Source organism: Ktedonosporobacter rubrisoli (assembly GCF_004208415.1).
In the GTDB taxonomy this organism is placed as follows: Bacteria; Chloroflexota; Ktedonobacteria; order Ktedonobacterales; family Ktedonobacteraceae; genus Ktedonosporobacter; species Ktedonosporobacter rubrisoli.
Genome location: NZ_CP035758.1, coordinates 9,226,805 through 9,245,797 on the forward strand (window position 1 = coordinate 9,226,805; position 18,993 = coordinate 9,245,797).

At 51.8% G+C, this 18,993-nt stretch carries 16 protein-coding genes; 8 read left to right on the forward strand and 8 right to left on the reverse strand.

The window, feature by feature from the left end; genetic code table 11:
- The first annotated feature begins 45 nt into the window (after positions 1-45).
- The 7 genes from EPA93_RS39805 (at position 46) to EPA93_RS39835 (ending at position 8,117) form a co-directional block, all read left to right on the forward strand.
- Positions 46-252, forward strand: a complete 207-nt coding sequence (locus tag EPA93_RS39805; RefSeq protein ID WP_129892855.1) for a hypothetical protein — start codon at positions 46-48, stop codon at positions 250-252.
- Positions 253-576: 324 nt separating this feature from the next.
- Complete coding sequence (locus EPA93_RS39810) at positions 577-1,080, forward strand: hypothetical protein (protein WP_129892856.1); 504 nt, start codon at positions 577-579, stop codon at positions 1,078-1,080.
- A 100-nt stretch (positions 1,081-1,180) separates the two neighbouring features.
- On the forward strand, positions 1,181-1,786 hold the full coding sequence (locus EPA93_RS39815) for a hypothetical protein (protein ID WP_129892857.1): 606 nt from the start codon (positions 1,181-1,183) through the stop codon (positions 1,784-1,786).
- Positions 1,787-2,707: 921 nt separating this feature from the next.
- The gene (locus tag EPA93_RS39820) at positions 2,708-4,099 is read left to right on the forward strand and encodes an extracellular solute-binding protein (protein ID WP_129892858.1); all 1,392 of its coding nucleotides are present in this window, start codon (positions 2,708-2,710) and stop codon (positions 4,097-4,099) included.
- A 696-nt stretch (positions 4,100-4,795) separates the two neighbouring features.
- Positions 4,796-6,181, forward strand: a complete 1,386-nt coding sequence (locus EPA93_RS39825) for an extracellular solute-binding protein (RefSeq protein WP_129892859.1) — start codon at positions 4,796-4,798, stop codon at positions 6,179-6,181.
- Positions 6,182-6,320: 139 nt separating this feature from the next.
- Positions 6,321-7,274, forward strand: a complete 954-nt coding sequence (locus EPA93_RS39830; RefSeq protein WP_129892860.1) for a carbohydrate ABC transporter permease — start codon at positions 6,321-6,323, stop codon at positions 7,272-7,274.
- A 21-nt stretch (positions 7,275-7,295) separates the two neighbouring features.
- Positions 7,296-8,117, forward strand: a complete 822-nt coding sequence (locus EPA93_RS39835) for a carbohydrate ABC transporter permease (RefSeq protein ID WP_129892861.1) — start codon at positions 7,296-7,298, stop codon at positions 8,115-8,117.
- A 103-nt stretch (positions 8,118-8,220) separates the two neighbouring features.
- Here EPA93_RS39835 and EPA93_RS39840 read toward each other — a convergent pair whose 3' ends face one another.
- Both EPA93_RS39840 and EPA93_RS39845 read right to left on the reverse strand, forming a co-directional pair.
- On the reverse strand, positions 8,221-9,180 hold the full coding sequence (locus EPA93_RS39840; protein ID WP_129892862.1) for a uroporphyrinogen decarboxylase family protein: 960 nt from the start codon (positions 9,178-9,180) through the stop codon (positions 8,221-8,223).
- 190 nt (positions 9,181-9,370) lie between these two features.
- A complete protein-coding gene (locus EPA93_RS39845) occupies positions 9,371-10,285 on the reverse strand; it encodes a hypothetical protein (protein ID WP_129892863.1) in 915 nt (304 codons plus the stop codon).
- A 575-nt stretch (positions 10,286-10,860) separates the two neighbouring features.
- Between EPA93_RS39845 and EPA93_RS48780 the strand changes: the two genes are divergently transcribed.
- Positions 10,861-11,037, forward strand: a complete 177-nt coding sequence (locus EPA93_RS48780; RefSeq protein WP_165423714.1) for a hypothetical protein — start codon at positions 10,861-10,863, stop codon at positions 11,035-11,037.
- A gap of 84 nt (positions 11,038-11,121) precedes the next feature.
- Here EPA93_RS48780 and EPA93_RS39850 read toward each other — a convergent pair whose 3' ends face one another.
- From EPA93_RS39850 to EPA93_RS39875, 6 genes are all read right to left on the reverse strand, one after another.
- Positions 11,122-12,618 carry a gamma-aminobutyraldehyde dehydrogenase gene (locus tag EPA93_RS39850; RefSeq protein WP_129892864.1) on the reverse strand — a complete coding sequence of 499 codons (1,497 nt, stop codon included), beginning with the start codon at positions 12,616-12,618 and terminating at the stop codon, positions 11,122-11,124.
- 172 nt (positions 12,619-12,790) lie between these two features.
- Positions 12,791-13,960, reverse strand: a complete 1,170-nt coding sequence (locus tag EPA93_RS39855) for a saccharopine dehydrogenase family protein (RefSeq protein ID WP_129892865.1) — start codon at positions 13,958-13,960, stop codon at positions 12,791-12,793.
- A 23-nt stretch (positions 13,961-13,983) separates the two neighbouring features.
- Positions 13,984-15,411, reverse strand: a complete 1,428-nt coding sequence (locus EPA93_RS39860; protein ID WP_129892866.1) for a putrescine aminotransferase — start codon at positions 15,409-15,411, stop codon at positions 13,984-13,986.
- A 674-nt stretch (positions 15,412-16,085) separates the two neighbouring features.
- Positions 16,086-16,937, reverse strand: coding sequence for an amino acid ABC transporter permease (locus tag EPA93_RS39865; RefSeq protein WP_129892867.1), 852 nt, complete (start codon positions 16,935-16,937; stop codon positions 16,086-16,088).
- A gap of 15 nt (positions 16,938-16,952) precedes the next feature.
- Positions 16,953-17,639: an amino acid ABC transporter permease gene (locus EPA93_RS39870; protein WP_207229326.1), complete on the reverse strand. Its 687-nt coding sequence runs from the start codon at positions 17,637-17,639 to the stop codon at positions 16,953-16,955.
- Between the two features lie 410 nt (positions 17,640-18,049).
- Positions 18,050-18,970 carry an ABC transporter substrate-binding protein gene (locus EPA93_RS39875; RefSeq protein WP_129892868.1) on the reverse strand — a complete coding sequence of 307 codons (921 nt, stop codon included), beginning with the start codon at positions 18,968-18,970 and terminating at the stop codon, positions 18,050-18,052.
- Positions 18,971-18,993 lie beyond the last annotated feature (23 nt).

Sequence of the window (18,993 nt, forward strand, 5' to 3'; positions counted from 1 at the left end):
ATTATACTCTCGCAGGCTAATGTCTGGCATAGAAAGGACTTTCACTTGAGTAATCTGGGCACGACCCTTGCAAAGCTGGCGGCCCTGGCCGGCGGCGCGGTTATCGGTACGCTGCTGGCGCGCTGGGTTGACGAAATGCTTGCTACGCGGGCGCATGAGCGCTCCGAGTACGATAGGACTCGTTATGCTAAAGGGCTCGGTCCCATGCCGATGGAGCCCCTGGAACCGCAGGCTGACGAGTCTGAGCATTAAGCGAGATGCAGGCTATGTACTGGTTTGTATGATTGCCTGATGAATATAGCATGCTCTTTTTGTCTGCAGGCAATCTTGCTATTGTTTGCTTCTGACATTAGACCAAGCATATGTGGGTTGGTGAATAAGTTCGCCGAAACGGGGAGATATGCGTCATGAAGAGAATTTGACGAATTTATAGGTCAACCTCTGGGTCAAGCACTAGCCTTGTTTAATGGTCTTCGTACGTGTTTGCCGCGCCTTTATGTCTCTGGGTTGGTTGAGTGGACAGCAATCGTTCAAGCTGTTATGCTTGGAAAGGAAAATGATGTAAAGGGAGAGAAGATGTCCAAGAGAGTTGTGCCAAAGCTGATAAACCTGGTTGTTCTCGGCTTGGTCATCCTGATTGTTGTGCATCTCGCGGTGGTAGCAATCATGATGGTGGAGAGTTCTGTCGTTAAAGAGAGCATCAGGCAAGCGAACCCGACGCTCGACTCGAAGTCCCTTGCCAGTGCACTGCGCGTGACGTTGGTGGCTGGTGGCTTTTTTCACGCTGTGTTTGTGCTGCTCTATAGCTGGCTCGCCTTCCAGATTCGCACTGGGTCGCGCTGGAGCCGAATGGTACTTACCGTGGTCCTGGCCGTAGCAACGATAGCCAGTGCCACCTCGTTCTTTTCCTCGCCCATATTCCGGCTGCTCATTCCTTTCGAGGACGTGTTCCAACTGGTGCTTATTGGCCTGCTCTGGCTCCCTGCCTCCTGCCGTGCCTTCTTCGCCGGACGCTTCTCTTCTGCAAGCCTCTCCGCAGAAGTCGGCAGTATCATGGTGGATCGGACGCAGGAACAGTGAGACAGATCTTGTCTTTTTGACAGCATACTTATCAGATGTCTGGGTTTTTCATTACATGAATATGGCGCAGATACCGCATGCTCTGGAGGATGCAGACGATATGCAGCAACTATGGCGCTCTCTACTACTCTTATTAGGTGTGGCTATTGTTTCTTTGTCCCTGGCCGCCTGTGGTGGCGCACGTGTGGATGTATCCCCTGGGAGCAGCGTGCAGGGAAATAGCGCTACGGTAGGCGCAAACCCTTCAGTCAAGACCACGACTACAAGCGAAAAAAGTACCATCAGTTTTACGGCTAATGGTGGCGTGAACGGTTCATATACTATCGAAAGTGCCCTCACTGCTTCAAAATTGCGCCACGGGCATAAGGAATTCACGATTGATCTAGCCCAGGGGGAGAAGTCAATCTTTATTGCCTTCTATGGCTATGAAGGACCTGGCACATATACGTTGACGAATGGCGTAAATGGAGGCGATATCAGAATCGATCTTGGCAAAAATGTTGGTACCTGGGATCTTGCCCTTGAACACGCTTCCTCTTGTACACTAGTGGTTACTAGCGATCAGCCCGGCCAGCTTACGGGCATCAATCGGATGCAGGGCCGCTTTTCCTGCCAGCTTTTACCCGCCTATACTGCTCACCACCCACAGGATGCGCTAAAGGTCACCGATGGGCGTTTCGACGTGCTTATTATCGTGGAGAGCTAAAGCATATTTGGGGAAAGTGTAAGGCAATCTGTTCATGCTTTGAGATAGCCATCCCGCCATATAGTACGATTTTTTTAGCTGGTGCGATATGCAATTTATTTGCTTTATATTTTATAAAGAAGCCTCTTTTCCTGGTGAAAATTCTCTCTTCGCGCCAGCAGTGCTGCAAATTGCCGGCCTAGATGGGCCGGTAAAATCGTCAAGGCAAAAGCTCTTCAAGGTGTGGGCACCATTCCTGCTAGCATCTCAGCAGTATGGGAAAATAGCTGATAATAGCCGGGTAGTAGAGAAATGTCGCCTCTCTCCTTGTTAGCAGAGCCATAAATTTGGCTTGAGCCATGAAAAACGCTGCTTAGCAGAACTTGTCTCTTGTCGTAATTTTGCACCTTTTGTGTCGCGACGTCTGATGGTAGGGGAAGGAAACTTATTTAGAATAATGATAAGTCGTAATTTCATACTTATTTCTGTGAAAAACCGTCGCAATCTCCGGAGATGTTGCGACGAAACGCCTATGATGTTACGTACTATATTTATAGCCGAGTTGCATACAAAGTATGATGTATGCACTGACCGCGACCAAGGCTAAAGCACCGTGTAGTAATCCTGCCGCGAAAGGAGGTAGGCCCAAACTTACTAAAGACCTGATTTGGTTAGCTTGAGAAGACAACGGTGTCATTATTCAATTGATCAGTGCGCTTTTTGCGTCCATTAGCCCTGATCTTCCTTACCCCGTTCTCGCACTTAAATTGGGTTAAAAGGAAAGTTGCAGAGATGCTAGGCTGAACTGAACCCCAACGTTTTCCTACCTTACCCAAAAGAGGACCCTATATTGAGCGAGCGGGGTGTGCGCCTAATGCACTCGATGTTGTTGTCCATATACATGTGACAACACACTATATTTCCTCCAGAAAGAGAGGCATCATGTGTAATCGGCTAAAAAGTACAAAGCTCCCGGTCCTCGTTGCCTGCTTAACACTTCTTGGTTTACTCTTGCAGGCTTGCGGAGGCTCATCCTCTACCCCTGGTGGTAACAACTCCAGTGGTAACCAGATTACCCTTACCGTCGCCTTTCAACAATTTGGTCCCCCACCCTATCATGAGGCTGAGTGGTGGCAGAAGGTCAAGCAACAGGTGGAAGCTTCCAATCCCAACATCAAATTAAAGCTGTTGCCTGTGGTCGCCGATGAAGGCAGCTATTACACCAAAATCGATCTGATGATGCGTTCGGCCAATACAGCGCCAGATCTGGTACGCGAGGATAGCTTCCTGGTTGGCTCGGATGTAACTGCGGGTTATCTGACCCCGCTGGACAAATATCTTGACAGCTGGCCAGAATACAAGCAACAGTGGTTCCCCAGCATGCAGAATATTACCACCTTCGATGGCCATAATTATGGCGTGATGGACGGGACAGATGTGCGCTTGATCTGGTACAACAAGGATATCTTTAAGAAGGCGGGTTTGCCCATCGACTGGCAGCCCAACACCTGGGCTGATATCCTCTCAGCGGCCAACACGGTTAAAGAGAAGGTGCCCGGAGTAATCCCCATGAACCTGTACTCGGGTATCCCCATGGACGAGGCCTCGACGATGCAGGGCTTCGAGATGCTGCTTTATGGCACCAAAGATCCCCTCTACAACTACGATAGCAAGAAATGGGTAGTAAGCAGCAAAGGGTTCCAGGACTCCCTCGATTTTGTCAAACAGGTCTACAATCCTTCCAAGCTGCTGGGTCCCACCAACGATATTACCCTGAGCACCCAGGCAGGTAATACCGTAGCTCAGCAATTGATTCCGCAGGGCAAGCTGGCAATCGATATCGACGGCTCCTGGATGCCGAGCAACTGGGTAAAGGGCGGCGCTGCCGAATGGCCCCAGTGGCAGCAGACGATGGGCATGGCCAAGATGCCCACCCAAAATGGCCAGGACCCCAAGTATGTCACCCTCTCCGGTGGCTGGGCCTATTCGATAAGCGCCCAGTCGAAGCATAAGGACGAAGCATTCCAGGTGCTGAAGGCTGCTATGAGCAAAGATCTGCTGGGCGGTTACGATGTGAGCTCTGCAAACATTGCCCCGCGTAAAGATATAGTTGACGTGCCAGAGTATAAGAATCAGCCGGGAAATGTCTTTTTCACCGATCTAGTGGGATTCACGCAATTCAGGCCCGGCTTCCCGGCCTATCCCAAGATCTCAGTGCAGATTGACTCGGCAATGCAACATGTGATGTCGGGCCAATCCTCAGCTGATGCCATGCAAGCCTATGACCAGGCCGTAACGGGTATCGCTGGAGCTAGTAATGTTGAAAAGCATTGACGAGTCAGGCTAAGCAGGCGAACCATCCTGTGGGCAAAAAAGCCAGGCTCGTTTTGTGCTAATAATCCAGTAACGGTGTTAATCTTAGAGAAGCACGGTAAACGCAAAATAGCTCACCGTGCTTCAATACCTTTTGCGATCTTTTATAGAGTTATAGCGTGCTAAACTTGCTTATTGTAAAATGCCCTTTTTACATTTAGGATTTTTGGGTAACCCATTACCCACCCATAAAGTATAAGCATATTTTATAGGGATTACTATAATGTCTATTTCAAGACTACTTGACATCTGCTTAGCGTAACAGTAACATTTATCATAAGTGTTTGTTAAGCAGCTGTTATCAGTTATATGCTAAAGGAAGAGCTGCCGGCCAGAACAAAAATGCTAAGAATGCTAGAAAAAAGGAGACCACACACGCAGCTTTCGTTAACAATACAGGTTGTTATGCGCCCACTATAGACATCGTTGTCAAGTACTTAATCTCGACGAAACCGGTATCCTCCCCATTACTCACTCTCTTTTAACTGAAATGGTGAGAAATAGGTGTAGGGTAACCGATTTAGTAACCGATGATGTTTGCTCTGCCTTGTGTCGAGGCTGACCGGGAAGATACGTCATACCTTCTCTGGCAAGCAGCAAGTTACAGGCAGGAGATCATCAACCTACCATCTGTTTATTTGCCGAAAGAGGAATACTATGCGTAGTCCGTCTAAGAAGTTAAATTTTTTTACATTTCTCGCGGGAGCGATCCTGTTCGGAATGCTACTTCAAGCCTGTGGAGGAGGTGGCTCCACAGCTTCAGATAATGGCAATGGACCAAAGACGATTACCGTTGTCTACCAACAATTTGGCCCTCCTCCTTATCCTGATGCTCAACTGTGGCAGAAGGTCAAGCAAAAGGTGGAAGCCGCCAATCCCAACATCAAAGTAAAGTTACAGCCTGTGGTCGCTGATGAAGGCAGCTATTATACGAAGGTCGACCTGATGATGCGTTCGTCAAGGACTGCTCCGGACCTGGTTATGGAGGATAGCTTCCAGATTAGTTCGGATGTAACTGCGGGCTACCTGACTCCGCTTGACAAGTACCTTGACAGCTGGCCCGAATACAAGCAACAGTGGTTCCCCAGCATGCAGAACATCACCACCTTCGATGGCCACAACTACGCGGTCATGGACGGGACGGATGTGCGCCTGGTCTGGTACAACAAGGATATCTTTAAGAAGGCGGGTTTGCCCACCGACTGGCAGCCCAACACCTGGGCCGATATTCTTTCGGCAGCCAACACGATTAAAGAGAAGGTGCCCGGAGTAATCCCCATGAACCTGTACTCGGGTATCCCCATGGACGAGGCCTCATCGATGCAGGGCTTCGAGATGCTGCTCTACGGGACCAAAGATCCCCTCTACAACTACGATAGCAAGAAATGGGTAGTAAGTAGCAAAGGATTCCAGGACTCCCTCGATTTTGTCAAACAGGTCTACAATCCCTCTAAGCTGCTGGGTCCCACCAACGATATTGCGCTAAGCACCCAGGCTGCTACCACAATTACCCAGCAATTGATGCCTCAAGGAAAAGTTGGCATCGACATTGATGGCTCCTGGATCGTCCACAACTGGGAACCCAACGGTCCAGCTGTGTGGCCTCAGTGGCAGCAGACGATGGGTATGGCTAAGATGCCCACCCAAAATGGCCAGGGCTCCAAATACGTCACCCTCTCTGGTGGCTGGGGCTATGCCATCGCAGCCCAGTCCAAGAATAAGGACGCAGCATTTGAAGTGCTCAAAACGGCCATGAGCAAAGATATGCTGGCCCAATATGGGATCGATTCAGGAAACACAGCGCCACGTAAGGACGTTACCGAGGTGCCGGCATACAAGAATCAGCCGGGCAACGCCTTCTTTACCGAGCTGGTAGGCTTTACGCAGTTCAGGCCCGGCTTCCCGGCCTATCCCAAGATCTCAGTGCAGATTGACTCGGCAATGCAACATGTGATGTCGGGCCAATCCTCAGCTGATGCCATGCAAGCCTATGGCCAGGCTGTATCGGGCATTGCCGGTGCAGACAATATAGAGAAACGCTAGGCCGTTGTGAGGTGTTGTCATAAAAGGGAAAATGGCTTTCTGCATTATGGCAATACGCACAACCATCAATGGTGATGCGAATGAAGCACGTGGGAGAAAGGATGCTTAACGTGCTTCATCGTGTTTATTGAGGAGTAGTATGATGGAACAGGTGAATACTCAGGTTGGGACAATTGGTTTGAGTGCCTCGACCAACAACGGGCAGCGTCGTAAGCAGATGCGGATCAGCATTTTCTTTATGGCGCCTGCATTCCTGGTGATCACCATATTTATGATAGGACCAGCCATCTGGGCTATCTATGTCTCCTGCACCAACATGGCCCTGACTGGTGCGGGGGCAGGAGATGTACAATGGGTAGGTCTGCAAAACTTTATCCACATCTTCAGCGATGGAGAGTTCTTCAACGCCTTTCGGGTCTCGCTGACATATCTGGTGGGTTCGGCACTGATTGGCCAGGCTGGTCTTGGCCTGTTGTTGGCCCTGCTGATGCGCAAGCGAAATCGAGCTTTTAAGGCGATATTGGGGGCGATAGTTATCGTGGCCTGGGTTATCCCCGACGTCGTGGCAGGCTTTCTCTGGAATGCTTTCCTGGCCGGTGGGCCACAGAGCGTGCTCTCGCCAGGCCTCTTAAACAGCATTATGAGCACCTTTGGGCTGCCCCAACATGCCTGGTTGCAAGAATATCCGATGGCGATGGTAACTGTGGCCAATATATGGCGCGGAACTGCCTTTTCTATGTTACTCTATGCTTCGGCTCTGGAAGGCATTCCCGAAGAAATGTACGAAGCGGCGGCCATTGATGGCGCGGGTATCTGGAACCGCCTTCGCTATGTTACTCTTCCTCTCATTAAAAGCTCAATTGCGACTGATCTCTTGCTGATTACGCTGGCCACACTCTCCGATTTCACGCTTGTCTTTGTCTTGACTGCCGGCGGCAGCAATATGAATACCGAGTTACTGACGATCTATCAATACAGGCAAGCATTCCAGTTCTATCAGATTGGCTATGGAAGCGCGATAGCGTTGCTTATTATCGCGGTAGGAGCAATCTTCTCCTTGCTGTATATCCGTGTTCTGCGCGTCGACTTATAGCTTCTTTAGAGGAGGTGTCTTATGGTTGTCCGCCGTGCTATTGCTTCGACGTCTATCTATGTCCTGTTAATAGCCCTGGGACTTTTCTTTCTGATCCCGCTGGCCTGGCCGGTCCTTGGCAGCTTAAATACGAGCGCAACCCTTGCAGTGACCTGGCCCAAAGAGGTCTCGCTGACAAACTTCATTACGATCATTGCGAATGGTCTTGTGCTTGAGCCATTTGCCAATAGCGCGATTATGGCGATCACTACAATGGTGCTGGTGAGCTTGCTGGCAGGATTGGCGGCTTATCCACTCTCGCGCTATCAGTTTCGCTTTAAAGCGCCGTTGATGTATATGATCCTCTTTACAAGTGCGCTTCCCATTCTGGCTCTGGTGACGCCGCTGTATGCCATGTTCGTTTCGCTCAACCTGGTTGATACGTTACAGGGCTGTATTCTTTTCTTCGTAGCCAGCGGCTTACCTTTTAGCATCTGGTTGATGAAGAATTTTATCGATTCGGTCCCGGTTGAATTGGAAGAGGCGGCCTGGATTGATGGCGCATCGATCTGGGGCTCTTTCTTGTATGTTTTGCTGCCAATGGTTGCTCCAGGCCTTGCGGTAGTGGGTGTATGGAGCTTTCTTGGTGCCTGGACCAACTTCTTTATTCCGCTGATTATTCTGCAAAGTCCAGAGTTATTGCCTGCTTCAGTGCATATCTATACGTTCTTTGGTAGCTATGGGCAGGTGAACTATGGTCAACTGGCAGCCTACGCCATGCTTTACTCATTGCCAGCCGTTGCGCTCTATACGCTGGTATCGCGCTTCTTCGTCCGTGGTATGAGTGGTGGTTTGAAGGGCTAGCAATTTCAATCAGGCATATGCCATGCATTTTCCTCTCTGCGAAAAAAATCCCCACTTTCTCCAGTTGAGCTGGAGAGGTGGGGATAGTGCTATTTCAGGTTAGTTAGCCCAGGGTGTCTACCAGACGACGCGCTGTCTGGAGCCACTCTTCAGGTGTGTCATCCGGGATGGAGCAGCCGTTGGCCAGGATAAGGCGGCGGCCGTTAGTCTGGCTGATGGCTGATTGCATCTCGTTTTTTAGCGCGGCCTCACTCCCGTGGGTAAGTGGGCCGCGTTCGGCCAGGCCTGTCATCAGGCATTTGTCGGTGGCTTTAGAGGCTTCGCTCAAGCTTGGCCCGGTTAGCCTGTCGCTCCAGCTGATGACAGAGACGGGATAGTAGGTGAAGGCATCGAAGTAAATCTGATCTCCCTGTTGATCCGGGTCTGCGTGAACATGCACTGTTGTGAGCCAGCTGTCCTTTGCGCCATCCAGGGCGTCAAGATCGTAAGGGCGACCAAAGCGAAAGTACTCCTCAAGGGTGAAATCGGCACTGGTAGCTCCCATGCAGGAGAAAAAGATGCCGCTGGCCCCGGCTTCGATGGCTGCAGCCATAAGCCTGCGCAGGTTGGAGGCGATGGTGCCTAAACCTTCCTCGAAAGGGGCAGGATTTTTACGTATCTCGCTAATTGTCTTGGCGAAGGGTCGGCCCATGAAGCGCAGCCCATAAGTTAAAGGGCTGAAGAGCGTTAGGATGATCGGATAGTCGTTGCCTACGCGCGAACGAAGGGTGCGGATGCAGCGCAACTGTTCCTGGAATATGGGAGTATCCAGGTCCAGGCGCGGCAGGAAACGCATTTGCTCTGTCTGGGTAATTGGCTGTTCAGGCGCAGGATAAGGTAGATCGGGCATTATTTTAATAATGTCCAATTTGAATTTGTTTACAAAGAAATCAAGGGTATATTCAGCCAGCCGTTCACCCGAGCCCTCCGGCTTGAAGTGGTGCCAGAAAAGGATAGGTACACGGTCTACTGCTTCTCCCTTTACCGCTGCATGAACGCGTTCACCAGGTGTCATCGTGCTCATAATTTGTCCTCTTAGCGGGTAGATACTTCGTTTAAACTTATTTTTACTTCTTTGCCTTGCCTGGACTATTCAGGCCTTTACACAGGCCATTATATCACCAAAACCGGCCGGGAGCCTCTCCCTACGCGCGTTACGATATATGACGTGTCTAAAAAAATATTTAGGATAGAACGAGCCAAAGGTTGCCTGGCTAACTGGCGTTGAGCAACAACATGCTATCGATAGGCTGTCCTCCCGGTTCGCATAGGCGAATGCGCTGCTGACCTAATAGCTCCTGTAATGCCGTGTAAATCGTATCGATGTCTAATCCGGTAAGCTGAGCTAGCTCCTGGATATTTCTCTGGCCATCGATGGCGGTATGGACGTGGCGTGCCTGCTTGCTCGGTAGTGCGAATAGCAGGCTCAGGTGGGGCGAGCCGTGCCAGGACGTCAGGCGCTGCGGGATAAGCTCTGCTAGAGAGGGCTGCAGCGAGGTAAGGGGCGTGGTTGTTGGAGAGCTATGCGCTGGATAGCATAGCAATCCGTGCTGCTTGGCGGCCTGAAGCATATGCTCAAGGATGTAGCCAAGGGCGAAAAGCAGTTTCTGGGATGGAGGCTGGCGGAAGAAAAAGACCGCCGCCATCTTTAGAGGAGTTGCAATCTTGCCAGTGCTTGTATCATTGCGCATAGGAGGCAGCAGGGTTCTGCTATGGATAAAATATCCTGAGCAATAATTTAGGCCGTAGCGTTTCACAAGGATTGCCTGGTGTGAATAGAAAATATTTTCGACTTGTAATAACGTTGGTCCGTGTTGTTCCTGCAGCATGCGGGTTGCCAGGGCTTCCGTCTGGAAGTTGATGATGAAATGTTGGGGAAGCAAAACGTCCTGACAGACGATGGTACGCAGATCGGTAGAGTACTCGCCCACGCGGTTGGCTTGCTGGGACCAGAACTGTACCACCTGTGCATCGGTAAATTGGACGATTGCCTGCGCTATCCATCGTAATAGTTCGTCAATGTTCTGCATTGTAGCAATTTGTTGTAAGAGTTGCGCTACAATCACAAGTTGCGGATTACGTACATTGGACTGTACGTGAAGATCGCCGAGTTCTTCTATCTCTTCCACAGTCTTCCTCCCTACTTCGACAATTCATAAATCCTTCGCAGGACCGTTAGCGGGCCTGCTTATCTACTTTTACTACTTAAAACGAACTCTTCGACATGCCTGGCAACGTCCCTTTGCCTGCTATTAAGCCGAAGTCTAGCTTTTTCAATCTCCTCAATGTTTATAATTTCTTATTTGTTTTGAATGTACAAGCCTGTCTCTGGACGAATAGACCAGGCTCTCTGGCTATTCCCGACGCGGAGCTTGCTCATCTCTTGTCCTCGAAGCAGGCTGTCTAGGTATTTGCCGCTTGCCCGCTCCTCATCAAGTAATCTCTATAATCGTATCCGCTTATATTATAAGCCTTTATTTGCAAATTTTGTGTTAATAATGTATTAAAATTATTCATAACAATGTATGTTCATTGTTTGCAATTTTACATAATAAATGTATCGCTGCTCGCTCGCATGACTGCATGCATCTGAGGGTCTTGCGCGGAGCTGGTAAATTGGACGGATACTTAAAGCCTGAGTTAGAGATAATCGCGCTGACTGCCTTGATCGCTACGCAGGTTGTAGCAAACGGAAAAGTATAGAATGAATTTTGCCGAAGCTACTTCTTATAGCCATTGTTGCGGGAGAAAGATCGGAGGGCAGCGGCCAAACGTGGCGGTCTGGCATTTCTGGGAGAAGCGAGGCTATGTGCTTGGCGAGCTCAAGCGCGAGATACATAGGGGACTTGAGACATATATGTATCACCTCGCGCGCAGGTGATATTGTACATAGACTTGTGGCCCGTCGCGACAGGAGTAAAGGGCGGGCCACAGAGCAAACTTGCGTGCTAAGCCACCTGATGCATCAGGCCTGATCGCCGAAGATGGTATAATGCCAGTCTTTACGCGCCTCGCCGCTAAGCTCAATCATGACATGTTTGATCTGCGTATACTCCTCAAAAGAGTACATTGACATATCTTTACCAATGCCGCTTTCTTTATAGCCACCGTGGGGCATTTCTGAAGTCAGCGGCAGATGATCGTTTACCCAGACTGTGCCGAACTGTAAGGTCTGGCTGGCGCGCATGGCCTTGTAGATATCTCTGGTCCAGACAGAGGCGGCCAGGCCATAGACAACGCCATTGGCGCAGTGCAAAGCCTCTTCCTCGTCAGTAAAGCGGCTCACCACGACGACAGGACCAAATACCTCCTCTTGCACAATCTCGGCATCCTGGCGCTCTTCGGCGATCACGGTTGGCTCAAAGAAGAAGCCTTTTTCCAGGCCCGCGATGCTGGGATGCTGGCCGCCAACTAGAATATGCGAGCCTGTGTGGCGTGCGCGTTCAACATATCCCTGAACGCGGTCAAGCTGACGGGCCGAGATTAAGGGACCCATGTCAGTCTGTTCGCTGGCAGGATTGCCGACGCGAATCTGTTTTACCTTGCTAAGGAAGGAGGCTATAAAATCGTCATAGATGCTGTCCTGAACGTAGATGCGCGTTGCGGCTGTGCAGTCCTGACCGCAGTTCACATAACCTCCCACCACGGCGCCATTGGCAGCGGCTTCGATATCCGCGTCGGCGTAGACGATAAAGGGAGCCTTTCCGCCTAGCTCAAGATGAGCACGTTTAATCGTATCGGCGGCGGCACGCATGACGTATTTGCCGCTGCGTGTGCTTCCGGTAATGGAGACCATATTAACGTTCTTATGGCTGACCAGGCTAGGCGCTACATCGGGTCCATCGGCAAGAATATTGAGCACACCAGCTGGAATGCCGGCCTCTATGGCAAGCTCGCCTAATTTAAGCGCGGTCAAAGGCGTTTCGGGCGAGGGCTTGAAGACGACTGTATTGCCGGCCGCCAGCGCCGGTCCCAGTTTCCAGGCCGCCATCATAAAAGGATAGTTCCAGGGAGCAACCGAGGCTACTACGCCGATCGGTTCGCGCCGAATGATGCTTGTATGCCCGCCGCTGTACTCGCTGGCAGCACTTCCGCGCAGGTGGCGCGCGGTACTGGCAAAGAAATGCAGATTATCGGCGGCAAAAGGAATATCGCTATCGCGCGCGAGCTTGATCGGCTTGCCGGTATCCTGCGATTCAAGCTCGGCAAGCTCGTCGGCATGCTCCTCGACCAGGGTGGCCAGCTTTTCTAGCATGGAGGCGCGCGTAGCGTGGGTGAGGCCTGACCAGCGCCCGTCGTCAAAGGCTGCGCGTGCGGCAGCGACGGCGCGGTTCATGTCGTCAAGTGTACTTTCGGGAACCTGAGCAATGACTTCTCCTGTTGCCGGATTGATATCGTCGCTGGTCTTACCAGTACTGCTATTAACCAGTTCACCGTTGATGAGCAGCTTGTATTCGGCCATACAGGTTTCCCCTTTCCAGAAACTGAAAATTGACGTTTATTCGTAATAAAAGCCCCTGAAGTGTGCGTCATTCGTAGGTTAAGCAAGAAATACGCACGAAAAAGTTGTTAAATCGGCCTCCTACCATCCATTTTAGCATAACCAGCTAGCCATAAGCTGGAATAGCTGATTTTTAGCGCAAAGTGCGTACTTCGCTCTCGACGTTCATATTGTAATGAGCCAGCGTGGCAAAAAAGGGCTCATATGAAATGCAGATCTCGGGAGCAAGTACGCCGCGTCGCGTAATCTCTCCTCGGCCCAGCATGCGCCCGGCGATTGCTAGTGGGGTCCCGGTATCCAGGGCTCCCGCGCTGATACCCCAGGGCTGGTAGGGCAATACGACTATATACTTGCTTATCTCTACGGCTTGCCCCAGGGCTGTGCGGCCGCTGGCGACGACGCGCAAGACATCGCAATCCTGCGGCGCGCTCTGCTCAGAGGGAAAGAGTTCAAGCAGCGTGGCCAGCACTTCGCGCGGCGCAACCCGAACGCCCTGCACGCTGATCGGCTCTGCGCTGGCAAAGCCAAGTTCGACGAGAAATTTGAGCTTTGTCATAAGCTCGGGCGGGAAGGCTATTTTGAAAGAGACATGCCGAAGGCCTTTTGCCCGGAAGGAGTCGGGAAAGGTGGCGCATTCGGAATGGAGCGAGTAGACGGCGCTGGCGCGTCCGACCGGCGCGGGAAACTCTAGCTCTTCCTGACCTGTCAGGGGTCGCTGGGGATGCCAGGCGCCATCCTGAAAGACCAGCGGCGCTTGCGTAAATTCATCAAGGAGGGTACGAATGGAGTAGGGAACGGCTAGAGGCGCCTGTACAGGAGTGGCATCGCTGCAGCCGAGCTGAACCCGAATGCTTTCAAGGCTTTCAAGCTGCTCCACGGCCGCAGCGGCCAGCAGATTGGTAATACCTGGCGTGCCACCTATTCCCATGATTGCGCTGATGCCAGCTGCCTCGGCCTGCGCGTGCAGCGCCAGCATCTTGCGCGTCATATGAAAGAGGCCGCCAAGATCGGCATAGTGGACGCCTTCGTCAATGCAGGCGCGTAGAACCTGCATATTAAATCGATAGTCCACAGCATTGAGTACGACGTCTGCGCCGTGCAGAAGTTGTCGTAGGCGAGCCTCGTTAGTAACATCAACCTGCCTGGCCGCTAATCTGGGGCTTGATAACGAGGAGACGACCATAAGGGCTCGCTCCTCGTTATAATCGGCAACCGTGATCTGATCGACGTCGGCAAATTCGCTCAGCGCCAGTACCGTAACGCGTCCCATTGCACCAGCGCCTCCCAGGACGATAATATGCATAGGACTCAATCCTTCCGTCGTTATCAAGCAACTGCAATATCTGCCCTGTCGGCTAGCTGGCTGCTAGACTGGGCCTGAAGTGGCTGAGATGGCGTGGAGATGCTAGCATGAAGCTCCTGTAGCGTATCTTCAAGCCGATTCAGGATGGTATCGATTTCTTCACGCGTGATGACTAACGGCGGTTCAATCCGAATGACCCGCGAATTGTTAAGCGTGCCGGAGACGAGGACTCCGCGCTTGAATAAGCCAGAAGAGACGGCATAGCCGATATCGTCGTCAACAAAGTGCTGGCCGATGAGCAGCCCTTTTCCCGTGATATTTGTGTAGATATCGCTATGATGTGCCGCGATCTCCCGCAGGCGCGCAATAAAGTATTCACCCTTAGTGGCGGCCTGCTCTACCATATCCTCTTCCAGCGTGACATTAATGGCGGCGATAGCTGCCGCGCAGGCAAGCGGATTACCGCCGGTAGTTGTTGTATGGACGAAAGGATTGCTATTCAAGACGCTCCAGATTTTAGGCGTGGACATAAATGCGCCAATCGGCATGACTCCACCGCCGAGCGCCTTGGCCGAAGTGATAATATCAGGGACGACATTCCAGTGCTCCACGCCCCAGAGCGTGCCGGTGCGGCCCATACCGGTCTGCACTTCGTCGGCAATCAAGAGAACTTCGTACTCGTCACAGATCTGACGCAGGCGTGGCCAGAAATCAGCAGGTGGGACGATAGCGCCAGCTTCACCCTGCACAGGTTCCATAACGACGGCGGCTATATCGTTGCCCACCTCGCGCGCTATATTAAGCTGTTGCTCAACGGCGTCGGCATCGCCATAGGGAACGTGGAAGATGTTGTTGTGCAGGGGCATGGCCGGGCGACGGAATATGGCCTTACCCGTCAGGGAAAGAGAGCCTGTAGTTTTGCCGTGGAAGCCACGGACTGCCGCAATAAAACCACTCTTACGTGTGTAGAGTTTAGCGAGCTTCATCGCGCCTTCAACGGCTTCGGTACCGCTGCTTACAAAGAAGCTATATTGGATATCTCCCGGGGTAATCTCGGCCAACAGGTGCGCGAGCATCCCGCGCAGGGGGTCCAATAATTCTTGAGTAGGTAGCGGACTCTTCTCTAGCTGTGCTTGAACGGCCCTGACGACCTTTGGATGTGCCCAACCCAGGTTGAACAGTCCAAACCCGCCAATGCAATCGATATATTTGCGTCCCAGGGCATCCTTAAAGGTGGCTCCCTGACCCGTCCATTCGACTGCTGCAAAGTCGCCTGCTTCGGCGACCGATTTACGGTACTCGATAAAACCACTATTGTAGTGGCGAGCAAAGTTGCTGACGGTGGTTTCTACAAGCCATTCCGCCTCACTCTTGCTCAAGTGCTGCTTATGCACTATATCAAGATATCGTTGTGAATCGTTCAGGGCCTTGAGTAATCCATCGCTACTCATAAAAAACCTTTCTGGTAATGCGGACGCGTGCAGACCATGCCCCGTCTCGATCCGCACTATCGAGAGAGCGAACGGCAAAGCTCTAGGAGGGACTTCTCCTCATAATGCCGCTGCTTGTAGGCATGATTCAGGCTATCTTCGCCAAAAAGATAGGCTAAGCTGTAAAAGAATAAAGGCTGCTTGCTACAGTTGACAATAAAGATATAGTTGATAAACTCTCAACGAAAAAGTCTATGCAGCACGCAAACTAGCAAAAAGTGGATACATCGCCAATCCGGCTCAATGAAGCCAGTTGTTATGGATGGGGAACACAGGCTCAGGGGTAGCAGGTAGACAGGTGGAAGCCGCGGAATACATAGAATTTTGCTGTGTAACGTCTTTTTCTTGTGCCTGGACAGTCTGCTTCTTTCATGGGACACCATGCTTTTTGAGAATAAGACCTGGCGACGAATCGCCTGGCCTCTTCGGCTTATCAGTATATCCTCTACACACTGGCGCAAACCCGGCGAAAGTTTGCCAGTACGCTCAGCTTTGAGAATACTGCAATATATAAACAGTATAGCCGATAACTGGATGGCTGGCAAGCCCAAAATTGCTGGGCTTGCTGGCCGAAGAGGGAAGGCCTGGGAGCGAGAAGTTTGTCCATGATGGGCACGCCCTCAAGCCAGACCCTATCAATAGGCTACAGCCATGCGCGTCTCTAAGTAGCGCGTGAGCCGCGAGAGTGGATAGCAGATGATCAGGTAGAAGAGCGCTCCTAAGACGAAGACAAACAGCTTGGTATTTGAGTCCAGGAGCGGGAAGGCCAGGGCAAAGGTTTGTTGCTCCAATTCGATGACCGAGAGGGTGGCCAGCAGTGAGCTATCCTGGATCAGGGTAATGAAGTTGTTGGTGAAGGGCGGGATGATGATGCGTATAGCCTGGGGGATGATGATGCGGCGCATCACCTGGCCCTCGTTCAAGCCCAGGCTCAAGGCGGCTTCGTACTGCCCTTTGTCCACTGAGAGAATTCCCGAGCGGAAGATCTCGGTAAGATAGGCCCCATAATTAAAGCTGAGGGCAATAATGCCATAGAAGATACCATTGAACATATCGGGCACAAGGCTGTTATTCTGCAGGACCGTCATGATCTGAAAGGCCGTCGCATAGGGGCTGAAACCCAGCCTGGCCAGGAACAGGCCGATGCCAAAGTACCACATTGAGAGCTGGACAAGCAGGGGTGTGCCGCGCACAAGTTCGACATAGAGCGTGGCGATAAGCCGCACGAGCTTGAAACGCGAAAGACACCCCAGGGCAGCGAGCAGACCGAAGATGGTGGCCAGGATCATGCTGATGAGCGAGATGGCGATTGTTACGCCGGCGCCTTGTAGGAGAAAAGGCAGAATCAATAGGGCGGTATTACGGAATGTATAGATATAGTAGCAAAATGCGCAGATGGCCAGGGCAAAGGCTACATAGAAAATGTAATCAAGGATTACGAGCCGGCTGCGCCTTCTGGATGTGCTGCTAGGAACCGCATGATGCATGTGAGTCTCCTTTGATTACAGGGCTGCACGTAACCTTTGTTCAAAAAAGCGCGCTACATATGAGGTTGGCAGGCTGAGTATGAGATAGAGGGCGATGGCGAGCACGTAGCCGGGCAGGGAGTTGCTTCCGTGGCGCGAGACCCAGAAGCTGAGCACGGCGGTGAGCTCGGTGCCTGCGATAACGCTGACGATAGCCGAGTCTTTGAGCATATAGATAAAATCGTTGACGAAGGGCGGAATCATAAACGGTATGGCCTGGGGCAAGACGATGCGAAAAAAGTTTTGCCAGGGCGTCAGGCCAAGCGAGAGCGCAGCTTCTGTCTGCCCTTTCTCTACTGAGAGAAAGCCGGCGCGGAAAACTTCAGCTTCGTAGGCTGCATAATTGAGGGCCAGGGTTGCGATGCCCGCTGACCAGGCGTTGTCGATGCTGGACAGGTTGAATTGGACCAGAACGGCTCCTACACCATAGTAGAGCAAGAACATCTGGGCCAGGATCGGAGTGCTGCGTACGACTTCGATAAAGACCCGGGCCGGCGTCTTTAGCCAGACAAAGGGGGAATTGCTCATCAGAGCAAGCAGCAGACCCAGCACCAGGGCGATGGGAAAGGAAACCACGCAGTAGATAAGCGTATTGCGCGCTCCAACCAGGAAGGCAGGAAAGGCCTCCAGGAGCCATTGCAGGTCTTGATAGATCAGATCCATACGGCTATCTCCCATTGTCTATGTAGGTTGTCAATCTCTTTTTGTGCGCGGGCAAATATTTGCTCGCAGGAGCGTTCTCCATCCCCCAGGTGTTCCTTCTTCTATCAGTCGGCTGGAATTGGTACAGAGTGAGCCAGCAGGTTGTGTAGAAGGGCAGAATTGCGTAGGAGTGAGGGGCACAGGACTTGGGCTTTGCCAGCGCTCTGTTGCTGCTAGCGCTGGTTGGGCTGGCCATGTGGGATGGGGGCAGGGAACTCCGTTGGATCGAAGGTTCCCTGCATTTGGATGCATAAGATAGCTTGCTCTGCTGTATATGATCTCAGGCCAGTTAAAGAGCCCGATAGCCTTAGCGCAGGCAGCTCGGCTTATGGCAGGCGTAAATAATGTTGCCATTTTTGCCCCAATCAGCTTTAGGAGATCCCAATCTCGGCTTGCTGATCGTTCCACATGCTCCATTCTTGATAGATCTTCTTAAGGGCGCCGTTCTTCTTTAGCTCGGCGATGGCCTGGTTAACCTCTTTAAGTAATTCCTGGGCGTGTGGATTGGCCTTGTTAATTCCGACGACATAATTATCAAGATAAAGCGGCTTGCCGATGGGCTTTAAGGCCGTATCCGGTTTGCCGGCGGGTCCGGCCCCTAGTACATAGTAGGCTGCAATGGGAACATCCACGAGCATGGCATCGATCTTTTTCTGTTTGACGTCATCCATGGGCAAATTACCATCGTAGAGCCTGGTAATCACCTTGGCGTCGGTGGCCAGGTAGTCGGCAGCTTTAAAACCTGTGCCCGTGCCTACCTTTAGGCCTTCAAAATCCTTGAGCTGCACATTGCTGCTGGTGCTCAAGTTGGCGTAGCGGGAATCGTCGGAGCGCACCACAAATTGTTGCCCATAGCGATAATAGGGATCAGAAAATAGCTCGGTCTTCTGGCGGTCCGGGGTAACTTCCCAGCCGTTCATGACAAAATCAAACTGGTTTGCCAGCAAGGCTGGTTCCAGCTTGCCATAATCGGTCTCTATCATCTTTGGTGCCGCGCTCATCAATTTGGCCATTGCGGCGGCAATCTCGACCTCGAAACCGATAAGATTATTGGGGTTAGTAGGATCTTTAAAGACATAGGGCGCCCCATCAACATAGTCGGCGCCCCATTGTAGCTGCCCTGGCACCATTAGCCCTGTATCGGGTATTTTGGCTGTGCCTGGCGTGCTGCTGCCTGGCGTTGTGGCAATATTGCCTCCGCAGGCGGCCAGCAGTAGCTCTAGTGTGCCTCCCGCAGCGACAACCTGGCCGCTACGTAACAAAAAAGTTCGCCTGCTTGATTGAAAGCTCATAGTTCTGTGCCTTTCTAGTGACC